General features: G+C 44.6%; 18 protein-coding genes and 1 tRNA gene. 9 read left to right on the top strand and 10 right to left on the bottom strand.

From position 1 onward, the window contains the following. Positions 1–9: 9 nt before the first annotated feature. Both K1X66_06385 and K1X66_06380 read right to left on the bottom strand, forming a co-directional pair. A complete protein-coding gene (locus K1X66_06385; protein MBX7157995.1) occupies positions 10–789 on the bottom strand; it encodes an MBL fold metallo-hydrolase in 780 nt (259 codons plus the stop codon). Positions 790–798: 9 nt separating this feature from the next. Continuing rightward, positions 799–1323, bottom strand: coding sequence for an NUDIX domain-containing protein (locus tag K1X66_06380; protein ID MBX7157994.1), 525 nt, complete (start codon positions 1321–1323; stop codon positions 799–801). A gap of 77 nt (positions 1324–1400) precedes the next feature. On the opposite strand from K1X66_06380, the gene lipA reads away from it, so the two are divergent. Continuing rightward, positions 1401–2297: a lipoyl synthase gene (gene lipA / locus K1X66_06375; protein MBX7157993.1), complete on the top strand. Its 897-nt coding sequence runs from the start codon at positions 1401–1403 to the stop codon at positions 2295–2297. Position 2298: 1 nt separating this feature from the next. Here the strand turns inward: lipA and K1X66_06370 are convergent, their stop codons facing one another. Genes K1X66_06370 through K1X66_06360 form a run of 3 tightly spaced genes read right to left on the bottom strand, consistent with a single transcriptional unit; the run spans position 2299 to position 3782 of the window. Next, positions 2299–2643, bottom strand: a complete 345-nt coding sequence (locus K1X66_06370; protein MBX7157992.1) for a DUF86 domain-containing protein — start codon at positions 2641–2643, stop codon at positions 2299–2301. After that, positions 2640–2942: a nucleotidyltransferase family protein gene (locus K1X66_06365; protein ID MBX7157991.1), complete on the bottom strand. Its 303-nt coding sequence runs from the start codon at positions 2940–2942 to the stop codon at positions 2640–2642. The genes K1X66_06370 and K1X66_06365 overlap by 4 nt, the downstream gene beginning before the upstream one ends. Positions 2943–2996: 54 nt before the next feature. Further along, positions 2997–3782 carry a polysaccharide deacetylase family protein gene (locus K1X66_06360; GenBank protein ID MBX7157990.1) on the bottom strand — a complete coding sequence of 262 codons (786 nt, stop codon included), beginning with the start codon at positions 3780–3782 and terminating at the stop codon, positions 2997–2999. 113 nt (positions 3783–3895) lie between these two features. Between K1X66_06360 and K1X66_06355 the strand changes: the two genes are divergently transcribed. Both K1X66_06355 and K1X66_06350 read left to right on the top strand, forming a co-directional pair. Beyond that, on the top strand, positions 3896–4201 hold the full coding sequence (locus tag K1X66_06355) for a hypothetical protein (GenBank protein ID MBX7157989.1): 306 nt from the start codon (positions 3896–3898) through the stop codon (positions 4199–4201). Between the two features lie 62 nt (positions 4202–4263). Beyond that, positions 4264–4335, top strand: a tRNA-Thr gene (locus K1X66_06350). 74 nt (positions 4336–4409) lie between these two features. Here K1X66_06350 and rpsT read toward each other — a convergent pair. Beyond that, the gene (gene rpsT, locus K1X66_06345) at positions 4410–4664 is read right to left on the bottom strand and encodes a 30S ribosomal protein S20 (protein ID MBX7157988.1); all 255 of its coding nucleotides are present in this window, start codon (positions 4662–4664) and stop codon (positions 4410–4412) included. Between the two features lie 47 nt (positions 4665–4711). Here rpsT and K1X66_06340 point away from each other — a divergent pair, with 47 nt between their 5' ends. Genes K1X66_06340 through K1X66_06325 form a run of 4 tightly spaced genes read left to right on the top strand, consistent with a single transcriptional unit; the run spans position 4712 to position 8066 of the window. Then, the gene (locus K1X66_06340) at positions 4712–5404 is read left to right on the top strand and encodes a hypothetical protein (GenBank protein ID MBX7157987.1); all 693 of its coding nucleotides are present in this window, start codon (positions 4712–4714) and stop codon (positions 5402–5404) included. Further along, positions 5401–5871, top strand: a complete 471-nt coding sequence (locus K1X66_06335; GenBank protein MBX7157986.1) for a PTS sugar transporter subunit IIA — start codon at positions 5401–5403, stop codon at positions 5869–5871. Before K1X66_06340 ends, K1X66_06335 begins: the two co-directional genes overlap by 4 nt. A gap of 9 nt (positions 5872–5880) precedes the next feature. Continuing rightward, positions 5881–7584, top strand: coding sequence for an arginine--tRNA ligase (argS, locus tag K1X66_06330; protein ID MBX7157985.1), 1704 nt, complete (start codon positions 5881–5883; stop codon positions 7582–7584). Positions 7585–7586: 2 nt separating this feature from the next. After that, the gene (locus tag K1X66_06325; protein MBX7157984.1) at positions 7587–8066 is read left to right on the top strand and encodes an 8-oxo-dGTP diphosphatase; all 480 of its coding nucleotides are present in this window, start codon (positions 7587–7589) and stop codon (positions 8064–8066) included. On the opposite strand, the gene K1X66_06320 is transcribed toward K1X66_06325, so the two are convergent. Both K1X66_06320 and ppdK read right to left on the bottom strand, forming a co-directional pair. After that, positions 8061–8753 (bottom strand): 1-acyl-sn-glycerol-3-phosphate acyltransferase, encoded by a 693-nt coding sequence (locus tag K1X66_06320; GenBank protein MBX7157983.1) that lies wholly within the window; start codon positions 8751–8753, stop codon positions 8061–8063. The two genes, K1X66_06325 and K1X66_06320, sit on opposite strands and share 6 nt — an antisense overlap. A gap of 9 nt (positions 8754–8762) precedes the next feature. After that, on the bottom strand, positions 8763–11525 hold the full coding sequence (gene ppdK, locus K1X66_06315; protein MBX7157982.1) for a pyruvate, phosphate dikinase: 2763 nt from the start codon (positions 11523–11525) through the stop codon (positions 8763–8765). Positions 11526–11642: 117 nt separating this feature from the next. Here ppdK and K1X66_06310 point away from each other — a divergent pair, with 117 nt between their 5' ends. Further along, the gene (locus tag K1X66_06310; protein ID MBX7157981.1) at positions 11643–12110 is read left to right on the top strand and encodes a hypothetical protein; all 468 of its coding nucleotides are present in this window, start codon (positions 11643–11645) and stop codon (positions 12108–12110) included. An 18-nt stretch (positions 12111–12128) separates the two neighbouring features. On the opposite strand, the gene K1X66_06305 is transcribed toward K1X66_06310, so the two are convergent. Beyond that, on the bottom strand, positions 12129–12698 hold the full coding sequence (locus K1X66_06305) for a hypothetical protein (GenBank protein MBX7157980.1): 570 nt from the start codon (positions 12696–12698) through the stop codon (positions 12129–12131). Positions 12699–12744: 46 nt separating this feature from the next. Here K1X66_06305 and trxA point away from each other — a divergent pair, with 46 nt between their 5' ends. After that, on the top strand, positions 12745–13074 hold the full coding sequence (trxA, locus tag K1X66_06300) for a thioredoxin (GenBank protein ID MBX7157979.1): 330 nt from the start codon (positions 12745–12747) through the stop codon (positions 13072–13074). A gap of 55 nt (positions 13075–13129) precedes the next feature. On the opposite strand, the gene K1X66_06295 is transcribed toward trxA, so the two are convergent. Beyond that, positions 13130–14488 carry a glycine--tRNA ligase gene (locus tag K1X66_06295; GenBank protein ID MBX7157978.1) on the bottom strand — a complete coding sequence of 453 codons (1359 nt, stop codon included), beginning with the start codon at positions 14486–14488 and terminating at the stop codon, positions 13130–13132. Positions 14489–14563: the final 75 nt, after the last annotated feature.

The raw sequence follows: 14563 nt of genomic DNA, 5'->3' as shown, positions 1-14563 counted from the left end.
CTATTTCGGCTAAAGTTCTAAAGTTGCTGTCGCTTGATCTTGAGAGGCGACTTCTACAGTAACATGAGATGCGTGAACGTTTTCCAAGGCAGTTAAGGAACTGTTTCTAGCTAACTCGGGTCGATTACAATCTGAGCTGAGATGGCCTAAAAATAAGTGTTTGAGATGTTGCGAAGCCATTTCATGGAGCACTTGAGCTGCTCCATCGTTGGAAAGATGGCCGTGACGGGAAAGAATTCTTTGTTTCACAGACCAGGGCCGTCGTTGATCTTCTTGGAGCAGGCCGAGATCGTGATTGGCTTCCAAGAGAAGGGCGTGGCAGGATCGAATGCGTTCGATAACGAGACGTGTGGCGTGGCCGAGATCAGTTAGAAAGCCAAAACAGACTTGTTGGAAGCGTAAAACGAAACCGACCGGATCATAGGCATCGTGAGGCACGGGAAATGTTTCAATGTCCCAGTTCCCAATAGTAAAACGATCGCCCGTGGTAAAAAGTTTCCAAGTTTGCGAAGGATGAAGTTTGGATTTGATACATTCGGCGGTTAAAGAGTTGGTGTAGATCGGAATATTTCGTTTTTGGCAAATCCGTGTTAGGCCGAGCGTATGATCGCTGTGTTCATGGGTTAAGAGCACACCGTCAATTTCATCCAAACTTTTTCCGAGTTGTGAAAGACGGTTTTGAATTTGGCGACCGCTCAAACCGGCATCAATGAGAAGACGAGTCTGATCGGCTTCAACCAAGGCGCAATTGCCCGCACTGCCACTTCCTAAAATGGTTAATCGCACCATGTCTTTGTTTTAAACGGTTGATGAATGATCGCAAGCTGTAAGAAATTTGTGAAAAATAGTGTGGAAAGCCGTTGCAAAATCTTCGGGTTTTTTCTCTATCCATTGTTGAATGTGATGGATTTCAAAAAATTGACCTTCGCTAATTTCTTCGGGATGCAATTGGAACGGGCCGGGATGCATTAACCGGAAAACTTGTATAAACTCCTGATCAGTTGCTTCGGAAGCTGGCAAATAAAGAATCCTATCGGCAGTCGATATGGAGAAGGTAATGCCCAACTCTTCTTTTAATTCGCGCTGAGCGGCGATGGCATAGGTTTCGCCAGTATCTAAGTGACCGCTGCAAGAGGAATCCCATTTTCCGGGATGGGAATCTTTCATTAGCGAACGTTTTTGAAGAAAGAGACGATTTCTTGAATCGAAAATGAAAATATGGATGGCGCGATGCAGTAATTTTTTTTCATGAATTTCGCGTCGCGTGACTTGTCCTATCACTCGATCCTTTTCGTCGACGACATCAAAAATTTCTTCTTTCATATTGCTTTATCATTCGTCGAAAAAGGCTTTGCTGTAAAGTTGAACTTTTAAAAAAGTTATGTAGGGTCGTGCTAACAATGTTGACAAAAGCTCAGTCAGAGATGGTAAAGCCGGGACGAAAACCGGATTGGTTTCGTCTTAAATTACCGACTTCGCCTCAGTATCAACAAACGACAGATTTGATTCGCGATTTAAAACTTCATACGGTTTGCGAAAGTGCGCGTTGTCCGAATCGTTGGGAATGTTGGAGTCGTGGAACAGCCACTTTTATGGTGGCGGGTGACCGTTGCACGCGTAATTGCGGATTTTGTTCGGTGGCCACCGCCAAACCGTTTGCTTTGGAGGCAGACGAGCCGATGCGTGTTGCCGAGGCGGTGGCACGATTGCATTTGCGGCATGTGGTGATTACAATGGTTGCGCGTGATGACTTAAAAGACGGAGCGGCTGCGCATGTTGCGGAAACGGTGCAAGCGGTTCGGGAAAAAAATCCTGGGATTATTATTGAGGTGTTAACGAGCGATTTTCAGGGCGAAGAGGAAGATATTGCGAAAGTGGTAAGGGTTAAGCCTGATATTTTTAATCATAATTTAGAAACGGTGGAACGATTAACATCTCATGTTCGCGCGCGAGCGACTTACCATCGTTCGCTGGAGGTTTTGAAGTTTATTAAAACGTTGGCGCCTGGGATGATTACGAAATCGGGTTTGATGTTGGGATTGGGAGAGTCAGACGTTGAAATTATGGCTTCGTTGCAAGATTTACGTAGAGTGAATTGTGATTTGGTGACTTTGGGACAATATTTGCAACCTACCCCGCAGCATTTACCTGTAGCGCGTTGGGTGACTCCGCAAGAATTTGAGCAATGGGCCGATTACGCAAAAAATATTGGCTTTAAAAATGTGGCTTCGGGGCCGCTTGTGAGAAGTTCTTATTACGCGGATGCAGTGGATTTGGAAGTGTTGAAATCGATTTAATTTATTTTTTTGATTTCATTAAGGGGCGAATCAGGTGTTTGAGTTTTGGAATATCTTCTTTGACTGTTTTCCATAGGATTTCCAAATCTACTCCGAAATAATCGTGAGCAAGTTTATCACGCATGCCAGCCATTAATTTCCAAGGAATATCTGGATGTTGTTGACGGTAGGAATGAGGAATTTGTTTGGTTGCTTCGCCTATGATTTCCAGGGCGCGAACTACAGCGTAATTGGTTTTGCTATCGTGATAAAAAGTTTTTTCTTCTATCTTTTTAGTAAAAGCTTCTATTTTGTGAATAGAATCCCAAATATCGTTTAAATAATCTAGGTGAATTCGTGAGCTCACACGGCTATGATTTCTTTTAAGATTCTGGAACCGATTTGAGGACGTAGTGCTTTGGGGGTGACAAGATCAACTTTCATTTTTAATAGGCGCGAAAGTTGGTTTTCAAGCTTGATGAATTCGAAGAGAGTTGGAGTTTCATTAAACTCAACCAAAATGTCGATATCACTGGCTTTGGTTTGTGTGTGTTTGGCATACGAGCCAAAAATGCTTAATGATTTCACGTGATATTTTTGAGATAACTGAGGTAGTTGCCGTCGTAATGCGGAAAGTTTTTGATTAAGTGCTGAAGAAAATCTCATACTATAATTTATATATTTTTTTGAATGTTCTCAAGATTTTTAGGAATAGCCAGGCTAACCCAAAAGCAAATCGGATAGAGTGACTAATTCAAAACCGCGATCAATGAGTGCAGGAATAAAATAAGGAGCTGCTTCTGCTGTTTGCCGATGAATATCGTGGCAAAGAACGATATCGCCACCACTGGTGTGATTAACAATGCGACGGTGAATAGTATTTGCGCCGGGTCGTGACCAATCTCGAGGATCCACGGACCAAATCACTATGTTTAGTTTCAGTTCAGTAGCAATCGAAGCTTGCGAGGCTTTGAAGGCGCCGTAAGGGGGACGAAACCAGCGAGATTGAAGATGTAAAGTGTCTTCGATAACTTGTTGGGTTTTTTGAACTTCGTTGTAAACTGTTGCTTTGGGAAGACGGGTAAGGAGAGGGTGAGTGTAGGAGTGATTACCAATATCGTGGCCTTGATCACGGACTTCTCGTGCTAGGGCTGGGTATTCTTTGACGCGACTGCCGATCATAAAAAAAGTCGCTTTAGCGCGGTGTTGATCTAGCGTTTGTAAAATTTTTTCAGTTGTGCCTGGATTGGGACCATCGTCAAATGTTAAAGCGATACGAGGATTACCGCGTGGGCCGCGCAAGATAAAGGGAAGTTCGGAGGTGGGTTGGCTTTTGTCGATGGGAATTTCTAAAGAATCGCCACGAAGTATTGTTTCTTGTTCATCCTTTTCTCTGTTTTCTGCTTGCACGAAAGGGGCAAGGAAAGAATGGCCTAAAGCGAAAAGACCTAATTTTTTGAGAAAAAGACTTCGCGAAATTTTTGTCGAATCATTAGGATTAATCATAAACGGATTGCTTTAAGTAATCATAATAATTGGTAATCGCAAGCGAATTCCCTGATCGGGTTGGGTGTGGCTTGATTCTCGGAGCGAGTTGATCTAAGAAGAGAAATTGAGATATGGCGACATTGAAAGGTCGAACAAGACCTAGAAAAAAGTTGAAGGCGAAAACGAGAAGGAAATCCGTCAAGGATCGTTCTTTTTCTTATTTTGCTTTATTGTTATTGCTGGTAGTTGTGGGAGGAGTGGGAGCGCTTTATTATCGTCAATCCACTCAAGAGCAGGAACCCGCAGAAACGAAATTGGATCATTTGATTTTGGATAATCCAGATGCAGAGGTGCTCGAATTAGAATCATCGGAAAAAAAAACTGTTCCCACCAATGAGGATGAGTCAGTTCCCGAAGTGTTTCGAATGGGAGAGTGAAAAAGTAAATAAATACGAGAGTTGCTTTGTTAGAGAGTTTTCTATAACTTAAAAAAATTCCTGCCGGTTTAGCTCAGTGGTAGAGCAGCGGTTTTGTAAACCGCTGGTCGTCGGTTCGAGTCCGACAACCGGCTTTTTCAATTCAAAATTAAGAAAAAACTTAAGAACTGCAAAGCTTCTTAGTAAAAAAACTAAGCTTATCTAGCAGTTATTTAATCAATTGGCTAAGACGCGCTTGTTTGCGGCTGGCTTTATTGCGATGAATCGTTTTTCCCTTAGCAGCTTTAGCAAACGTAGAAACGACTTTCGGAAAAAGTGTTTTAGCTTCTTCGATTTTTTTTGCGTGAACCAGGTCACGAAATTGTTTTTCCAATTTCTTCAAAGTATGTTTACGACGAAGGTTTACGGCACGTTTTCGAAGTGAAGAACGCGCTTGTTTTGCTGCTGATTTTGTATTTGCCATAAAAAACGATTTCCAAGACGGTAAAAAGAGCGCAAAAAAAAGCAAGTGTGAAGTGGCAAAAATTTTTTATTGGTCTTTTAGGTCTTATTCCTTTGGCATTTTTGTGTTCTTACGCCTTGGGAATGAGTCTCTATGAATTGAAAACGCAACTTTATGCGCAAAATTCATTAGTATGGTTTGGCGCGGGTTGTGTGAGTTGGCTATTGCTCTTTTTTATTTTACCACGACCGATGTGGCTTTACGTGTTTGGTCATGAGTTGACACATGCTTTGGGCATTTGGCTTTTTGGTGGCAGCGTGTTTCGAATGAAAGTTTCGTCTCGTGGCGGTTACGTGCGCACGGATAAAAGTAATGTGTGGATCGCGCTTGCGCCTTATTTTTTTCCTATTTATAGCGGGTTAGCGATCTGGCTATGGTGGTTGCTTTCTTTTTGGGTGCCTTTAGATGGATGGAACGTCATTTTGTATGCTGTGTTGGGGTTGACGTGGAGCTTTCATTTTACGTTTACTATTTTGATGTTAGTAACCACCGAACAGTCGGATGTTACGCAGCATGGATGGCTTTTTTCGATGAGTTTTATTTATCTTATGAATATTTTGCTGCTCACTTTTTTTCTGATTTTGTTATTACCTCAATTAACTTGGGAACAATGGTGGATAGGATTTTTGCAGGGGTGGAAAGAAATGCGAGAGCTAGGGTTGTCATTTTACCAATTTTGCTTTAGTGGTAGTCGCTTATGAAATTATCGGAATTAATGCCGCTTTCTCATGTGAAGGCCAATTTGCAAGCCAAAGATCGTTGGCAAGCGATTGAAGAATTGTTGCAGGTATTGGTGGGAGCCAATGCGGTAGGAAACGATCAAAAAGAGGCGGCTTCTAAAGCTATTTTAGCGCGCGAACGTTCTATGAGCACGGGTATTGGTGGTGGTATTGCCATTCCCCATGCAGGTGTTGCTGGATTAGAGACGGCCGTGGCAGCTTTAGGGCGGTCGGAAGCGGGAATTGAATTTGAATCGATGGACGGAGCGCCTGTGCGCTTGGTTATTTTATTGCTAGTGCCTCAGCATCAAACTCAGTTGCACTTGAAAACGTTGGCTACCTTAGCGCGATTTCTTAATACGAAGACTCAACGCCAAAAACTTTTAGAAGCCGACACGGCCGAAAAATTAGAGGAAATTTTGGAAGCAGAGAAACAGGTAGATCTCTAAACCGTTTTTATGAGTTCTTTTTTGGAGGAGTTAAGTCTTTGCTTGCAAGAAATTTTGCAAACGAGTGATGTTGCATTGCCGGAAAATTTTAATTATTGGCAGCCCTGCGCGGATGCACGTTTTGGTGATTATCAAAGCAATGCAGCGATGACTTTGAGCAAGCAAGCCGGTAAAAATCCTCGGGAATTAGCCACTCAAATCGCTGAAGCGTGGAATGCAAAACATGAAAGAATGGGTCAACTTTCTGTAGCAGGCGGGGGATTTATTAATTTGCGATTGAATAATGATTTTATTGTCCAAACTTTTCAGTCTTATTCTTCAGCGCCACGTGTAAAAAACAAGCAAACCCTTGTGATTGATTTTAGCGCGCCTAATGTGGCTAAGGCGATGCATGTGGGGCATATTCGCTCAACAATTTTGGGAGATTGTTTGGCGCGTGTAATGCGATTTTTAGGTCATCGCGTAATTACGGATAATCATATTGGCGACTGGGGCACACAATTTGGAAAGTTGATTATTGGATTTCGTAAATATGGTTCATATGAAAAGTTAGAGCAGAATCCCATCGCTGAAATGGAGCGGCTTTACAAATTGGCTCATGAAGCGAGCCAAAAAGATGAGAAAATTTTAGAAGAAGCACGTTTTGAATTAAAAAAATTGCAGGAAGGCGACGAAGAAAATCTAGCGCTTTGGGAAAAATTTCGCGCGTTAAGTCATACTGCCTTTGATCGTATTTATGAACGACTTGATGTGCGTTTTGATCATATTTTGGGTGAAAGTTTTTATAATCCGCAACTCAAAATGGTTGTGGAAGATTTGGTTGCTCGTGGCGTTGCAAAGGAAAGTGAAGGCGCTATTTGCGTCTTTTTCGATGAGCCGAATTTGAAAGATAAACCGTTTCTTATCCAAAAATCGGATGGGGCGGCGTTGTATGCGACGACTGATATTGCGACACTTTTTTATCGTGTGAAAGAGTTTCATCCGGATGCCGTTTGGTATGTGACGGATTCGCGGCAAACACTCCATTTTCAACAACTTTTTGCCACGGCGTGTCGATGCAAAGTGAGTGTTGGGCTTGTTCATGTGACGTTTGGCACGATTTTGGGTGCGGATAAAAAACCGTTAAAAACGCGGGAAGGGGATCCGGTAAAGTTGGAGGCATTATTGGATGAAGCAGTTGCGCGTGCTTTGGAAATCGTTAAAGAGCGGCGGCCCGATTTATCGGAGAAAGAGCGACAAAATATCGCAGAAATTTTAGGAATCGGTTCCGTAAAATATGCGGATTTGGTGCAAAATCGGCATTTGGATTATGTTTTTGATTGGAAAAAACTTTTAGCTTTTGATGGCAATACGGCGCCTTATGTTTTGAATGCTTACGTTCGAACGCAATCCATTATCCGTAAAGCCAATGAAATGGAGGTCCAAGAAGGTGCACTTCAAGACGCTTTGCATCCTAAGGAGCGAGAGTTGGTTTTGCTTTTATTGCAGTGGCATGCAGTTTTGGAAGAGGTGGCTTTGGAGCAACGTCCGCACCATCTTTGCTTTTATCTTTATCGTTTGGCGAGTCTATTTCATTCCTTTTTTGAAGAATGTCCGGTTTTGAAAGCGGAGTCTGCCATTCGGGCGCATCGTTTGACGTTATGCCGTCGAGTCGCTGAAACTTTGAAACAAGGTTGTGAACTTTTAGGAATTCGAACCTTGGAAAGGATGTGAGTATGGATTTTGATTGGAGTTGTTGGAAACCTAAGGAAAAAGCGGTGCTTTGTTTTGTAGTTCAAGGCGATCAGGTTTTGTTAATTCACAAAAAGCGTGGTTTTGGCGCGGGCAAAGTGAATGGGCCGGGAGGACGCATTGATCCAGGTGAGACGGCGCTCCAAGCTGCGATTCGTGAAACTCAGGAGGAGATTGGAATTTTACCCAAACAGATTGATCATATTGGCGAACTCTTTTTTCAGTTCCATGATGGTTATGCTTTGCAATGCGCTGTTTTTCGAGCAGATGCTTATGAAGGGGAGCTTATCGAAACGGATGAGGCTTTAGCCTTTTGGAGCGACATTTCGGAAGTGCCTTATCATCGCATGTGGGCTGATGATGCGCATTGGTTGCCGCTAGTTTTTCAAAGACAAAGATTTGAAGGTTATTTTGTTTTCGATGGGGAAACTTTGCTAAGTAAACGCTTGGATTTGAAATCATAGTCCTGCCCAGCGTTCCTCTACGGATTTGGGGAGATCATAATTGGTTAGTTGAAATTTTTCTTTTGTTTGTTGGAAAAGTTTTTGAATAGCTTGTGTGGTTGCACTATTGATTTGTTGACGAATTTCTGAGGAACTACCGGAAAATTGGTCAGGTGAAATGGTTGGAGCAAATGCAATATCAACGGTTGTTTTGCGAAACCAGGCTTTATAATGATAAAGTTTATCACTACCTAAAATGAGAGCGGGCAATATGGGAACATGCGTTAAATGAGCGATAGCGCCGACGGTTTCATTCATGGGCGCGCCTTGCAATAAAGAATCTTTGCCGTAACGAATGCCGCCTTCGGGGAAAAGTCCAATGCTTTCATTTTGTTTTACGCGCGATAAAATAGCTTTGACGGCGCGGCGATCGTTCATTTTACGGTTGATGGGGATGGCATTAACATAGTTAAAAAAGTTTCGAAGCAGTCCATTGGTATAAAGGTCGGCGGCCACAACCCAGGCGAGATAGTGGGGGATCACGATTCCAAGCAGTGGCGGGTCGAAATGGCTAATGTGATTAGCAATAAGTAGGAAAGGGCTTTGGGCAGGAATATTTTCTTTGCCCGTAACGCGCACTTGTAAAAAAGCGTGCGCTAATCTTCTTCCAATCCAAGCGGGAAGATGATAGCGCAGCGCGTAATTCATTGCCCAATTTTATTTTTTCTTTTCTAAAGCGGCTTGGGCTGCGGCTAATTGCGCAATCGGGATGCGATAAGGTGAGCAACTAACATAGCTTAGGCCGATGCGATGGCAGAATTTGACCGATGCCGGATCGCCACCGTGTTCGCCGCAGATGCCTAATTTGATGTCGGGCCGCGTGGTGCGACCGTTTTTGATGGCAATTTTCATTAATTCGCCCACGCCTTCTTCATCAATGGAGGCAAACGGATTGCTTTTTACGATTTCGTCGCGTTGATAAAAAGGTAAGAATGAACCGGAATCGTCGCGGCTCATGCCTAAAGCAGTTTGGGTGAGATCGTTGGTGCCGAAGCTAAAGAATTCAGCGTCTTGGGCGATTTTGGCGGCGGCCACGCAAGCGCGCGGAATTTCAATCATAGTTCCAACGGAGTAATGAAGTTTAATGCCTTTTTCTTTTTGCACGGCTTCAGCCACGCGACGAACAATGGCGAGTTGCAGTTTTAATTCTTTTGGAAAGCCGACAAGAGGAATCATGATTTCCGGTCGAACTTTTGTTCCTTTTTTCTGAACTTCTGCCGCCGCTTCAAAAATGGCGCGTGCTTGCATCTCAGAAATTTCAGGGTAAACGACGCCGAGTCGACAGCCGCGATGACCGAGCATGGGGTTGAATTCATGCAGTTCATGAACGCGTTTGGCAATGCGTTCTACAGGAATTTCCAATTTATTGGCTAGAGCGGCTTGCTGTGCGTGATCGTGCGGCAAGAATTCGTGTAATGGTGGATCCAAAAGTCGAATGGTAGCGGGCAAACCATCTAGCGCTTTGAAAATGCCAATGAAATCTTGGCGTTGGAATGGCAACAATTTTTTCAAAGCGGCTTCACGTGCTTCTTTTGAGTCGGCGAGAATCATTTCTCGCACAGCGTCGATGCGATCGCCTTCAAAAAACATATGTTCGGTGCGGCAAAGCCCGATGCCTTCTGCTCCGAAAGCCACGGCGGTGGTAACTTGATCGGGCGTGTCCGCATTGGTGCGAACGCGTAAGGCGCGAGTTTTGTCGGCCCATTTCATGAGTTGGGCGAAGTATTGGTAGGTGGAGGCTTGTTGCGGTTTTAAGCTTTTTTCCACGAGTACTTGCACGACTTCGGAGGCGGAGGTAGGGAGTTCGCCTACAAAAATTTCGCCACTGGTGCCGTCGATGGAGAAAAAGTCGCCTTTTTTGAAAACTTGATCGCCAATGGTGAGGGTTTGTTTTTCGTAATCGATGCGCAAGGCAGAAGCACCGCACACGCAAACTTTACCCATTTGACGGGCAACTAATGCTGCGTGAGAACTGACACCGCCGCGCGCAGTCAGGATGCCTTCTGCAGCAAGCATGCCACGAATATCTTCAGGCGAAGTTTCGACGCGAACGAGCAATACGCGTTGGCCTTTATGCGCCAGGGCTTCAGCTTCGTTAGCATTAAAAATAATTTTACCTGTAGCGGCTCCGGGGCCTGCGGGTAAGCCGGTGGCGATGGCTTTGGCATTTTTACGCGCTTTGCCATCAAAAATGGGAGCCAAAAGATGGCTCAATGAATCGGCGGGCACGCGCATGATAGCTTCTTCCCATTTGAGAAGTTTTTCTTTTACCATATCGACTGCAATTTTAACCGCAGCAAGACCGGTGCGTTTTCCGTTGCGCGTTTGCAGCATGTAAAGTTTTCCTTCTTCCACAGTGAATTCGAAATCTTGCATTTCGCGAAAATGGCTTTCGAGTGTTTTGCGAATGTCTTCTAGTTCGCGATGGGCACGCGGCATTTTGACTTGAAGGGTAGCAACAGGATCGGGTGTGCGAACGCCGGCTACGACGTCTTCACCTTGGGCGTTGATGAGATATTCTCCATAGAAAACTTTTGCGCCGGAAGCTGGATCTCGAGTGAAAGCGACACCGGAACAAGAGGTTTCGCCCATGTTTCCAAAGACCATCGCTTGTACGTTGACTGCGGTGCCCCATTCATCAGGAATGCCATATTTACGACGGTAAATGATTGCGCGTTCGTTATTCCAAGAGCCGAAAACTGCTCCGATCGCTCCGAGAAGTTGTTCCCAGGGTGAGGAAGGGAAGGCTTTGCCTGTGCGTTCTTTGACTAAAGCTTTGAACCGTTTTACCAGTTCTTTCAAAGCGTTGGCATCTAATTCGGTGTCGGCCACGTGATGTTTGCCTGGGAAAAGATGTTCTTTGAGATCTTCGATAACGGTTTCGAAGGGTTCGTGTTCTTCACCTTCGCGTTTTTGCACGCCCATGACTACGTCGCCATACATTTGAATGAAGCGTCGGTAGCAGTCGTAGGCAAAACGTTCGTTGCCTGTTTTAGCAATGAGACCGAAAACGGTTTCATCGTTTAATCCTAGGTTTAAGATGGTGTCCATCATGCCTGGCATGGAATCGCGCGCGCCGGATCTCACGGCAACTAAGAGAGGATTTTCGACATTGCCGAATTGTTTGCCTAACGATTTTTCGAGGCGTGCTACGGCTTTTTCAATTTGGCTTTTGAGTTCTGCGGGATAAGAACGATGATGATCATAATAATAAGTACAAACTTCTGTGGTGATCGTAAAGCCTGGAGGAACAGGGAGGCCGATGCGGGTCATTTCGGCGAGATTAGCGCCTTTACCACCTAAGAGTTCTTTCATTTTTCCGTGGCCATCGGCTTGGCCATTGCCAAAGCTGTAAACGTATTTTTTGGATTTGGTAGTTGAGGTGCGTGGAGTCGATTTCTTTTTAGTTTTTGTTGCCATATGCGTTATTTTCAATATTTCAAATTTGGTCGGTGAAGCTAACAAACGAACGATTTCTGTCAATGCGATGTTTCAGGCTTGCAATTTTGCCAGCTCAATTTAACTAGGAGAATAGTTATGAAATTTTTATCTTTAATTGGAATTGCATTCAGCATGAGTTTGATTTTAAACGGTTGCGCTTCGTCTCAACCTCGATCTTCGCGAGCACCGGTTGATATTTCCGCGGAACAACCGAGTGGTGTCACTCAGACTGACTCGGCCGCGGGTCAACAAGTTGTTTCGCCAGAAAATCCTGGGACAACAAGCACAGATACTCCACCTGCGATGGGGGATGCGACATCGACGGCTGTGGATAATTCGAGCGGTGGTGCCAGTCGTTTGCCGCCTCCACCCAATGCGAATGCGAATCAAGCGCCGCGTTACCCTTATGGTATGAAAGTGGCAGGTCGTCCGGGTTTTGTGACAAGTCCTTATGCGCAGACAGCAGGATTAGTAGATGTGCGTGATCCAGCAACGCAAAAGCCTTATGCTCGTGGCACAGAAGTGCGATGCCCCTATACAGGAAAAATTTTTCTGGTTCCTTAATAATGAGGGTTGACTAATTTAAATTAAAAAATATTTTTTATTTATGGCTGATAACATACCTACTCCACCACCCCCTCCACCAACACCAGGCTCGAGTTCTCCGACACCGCCTCCGCCACCCGATAAGCGGTTGCCATCGGTTTCTGCAGAATCGGCGCCTCGCAAGGAAACAGTAAAAATTAGTTTGCCCCCACGACCTTTAGTTCCAGGTGTTCCGGCTCCTGCGGCTAAACCGCCTGGATCCCCAGCGACTCCTGTTGGTTCAGGGCCTGCTGCTCGACCACCAGGTGCTGCACTTGCTTCACCAACCGGAGTGAAACCTGCAGCAACGCCAGCGGGTGTAGCTCCCAAGCCTGTAACAGCAGCGCCAGGAGCAGTTAAACCACCGGGAGCGGTGCCAGCGGCTAAACCTGCGACCGCGCCGGCAGCAGCCAAACCTATTACGGGTCCAGCTAAATCAGGTGCTACGACTCCTACTGCGCCGGTTAAGCCGATGACGGTAAGTCCGATGGCTCCTGTTGGAGGTGGAACCGACAATATTACTTTAATATTGGGAGTTTTGGTGATCGTTGCTTTATTAGCGACCATTTTATTTCCTTTTATTATTAAGTAGAATATTATTAAGAAAAAATTTATGGCTAGTGATCATGTTTTGCATTTAAACGGTGGTAATTTCGAAAGTGAAGTTTCGGGAGAAACACCTGTTTTGGTTGATTTTTGGGCAGAATGGTGTGGTCCTTGTAAAATGATTGCGCCGCTTTTAGATGAAATTGCTAACGAATCAGTAGGCAAATTTAAGATTGCTAAGGTTGAGGTAGATCAAAATCAGGATCTGGCAGGTCGCTATAATATTCGAGCCATTCCTACAATGCTCATTTTTAAGAATGGACAAGTCAAAGAGCAAATGGTGGGCGTCGTTTCCAAAAAGGAAATCCTTGGTAAGTTGACATCGGCTGCGGCTTAAAGCGGTTTAGCAATAAGTTGCTAGTTAAGAATAAATCAAATTACGAAACTGATCATTAAAGTTTTGCAGTGAGATAAGCCAGTAACTCGCTTATTGGTAAACGGATTTGCTTCATCGAATCGCGTTCGCGAATAGTAACAGTGTTTGGTGTTTTTTCAATGGTTTCAAAATCGATCGTAACACAAAATGGGGTGCCAATTTCGTCCTGACGACGATAGCGTCTTCCAATCGCGCCTGCTTCATCATAAAAAACGGTCATGTGTGGTTTGAGCAGGTTGGCTACTTCTTGCGCTTTTTCCACAAGTTGTTGTTTGTTTTTTAGTAAAGGGAAAATGCCAACCTTAATAGGAGCCATGCGTGGCACGAATCGCAAAACGGTGCGCGTTTCTTTGTTGCCTTTTTCATCGGCGACTTCTTCTTCATCATAAGCTTCGCAAAGCAGAGCAAGAACAGTGCGATCAACGCCGGCGCTGGGTTCAACGACGTGAGGAATGAAGCGTTCCTTGGTTTCTTCATTAAAATAGTCGAGTGGTTTGCCACTTTTTTCCATGTGTTGTTTTAAATCGTAATCGGTGCGATAGGCGATGCCTTCGAGTTCTTGAACGCCGAAGGGAAATTCGTATTCCAGATCGTAAGTTTTTTTTGAGTAGTGCGCTAATTTTTCTGTTGGCACATCGTAAATGCGAATTTTTGTGCGTGGGATCCCGATGGATTCATACCATTTCAACCGTTCCTCAAGCCAGTAATCGGTCCATTTTAATCCTTCGGAGGTGTCGGCTTTGACAAAAAATTCCAGCTCCATTTGTTCGAATTCGCGAGATCGAAAAGTGAAGTTGCGCGGGTTAATTTCGTTGCGAAAAGCTTTGCCGATTTGCGCGATGCCAAATGGCAGTTTTTTCCGTGACGTGTCCAGAACGTTGCGAAATTGGACGAAGATGGCTTGTGCGGTTTCAGGTCGAAGATAAACGAGATTTTCGTCTGATTCAATGGCACCAGCGTAAGTTTTGAACATGAGGTTAAAATTGCGAGCTTCGGTTTTTTGACCTTCGCATTGAGCGACGGTTTTGCTGGGTTTTTGAGGGCAAGCGGTTTCATTGATTTGATCCGCACGAAAGCGGCCTTTGCATGTTTTGCAGTCGATCATCGGATCAGTAAAAGTTTCTTCATGGCCGCTAGCTTGCCAGACTGTGCGATTCATTAAGATTGCTCCATCAAGACCTACGATGTCGTCGCGTAAATGAACCAGACATCGCCACCAGTAATCTTTGACGTTGCGCTTGAGTTCGACGCCCAGGGGACCGTAATCCCAAGCGCCATTGAGGCCTCCGTAAACTTCTGAGGATTGAAAGATGAAGCCGCGCCGTTTGCAAAGGGCGACGATTTTTTCCATTTTTTGTTGGTCGGGCTGAGACATATTAAACTGTCAAGGTTTTGCGAGAATTTATCTGAGAAGTCAATGAGCTTGGCCAATTTTTTAAATCAGAAATTT

The sequence above is a fragment of the Verrucomicrobiia bacterium genome (assembly GCA_019694135.1).
In the GTDB taxonomy this organism is placed as follows: Bacteria; Verrucomicrobiota; Verrucomicrobiia; order JADLBR01; family JAIBCM01; genus JAIBCM01.
Note: the sequence above shows the minus strand (reverse complement) of the source record. Positions and strands in the feature narration are given on the sequence as shown.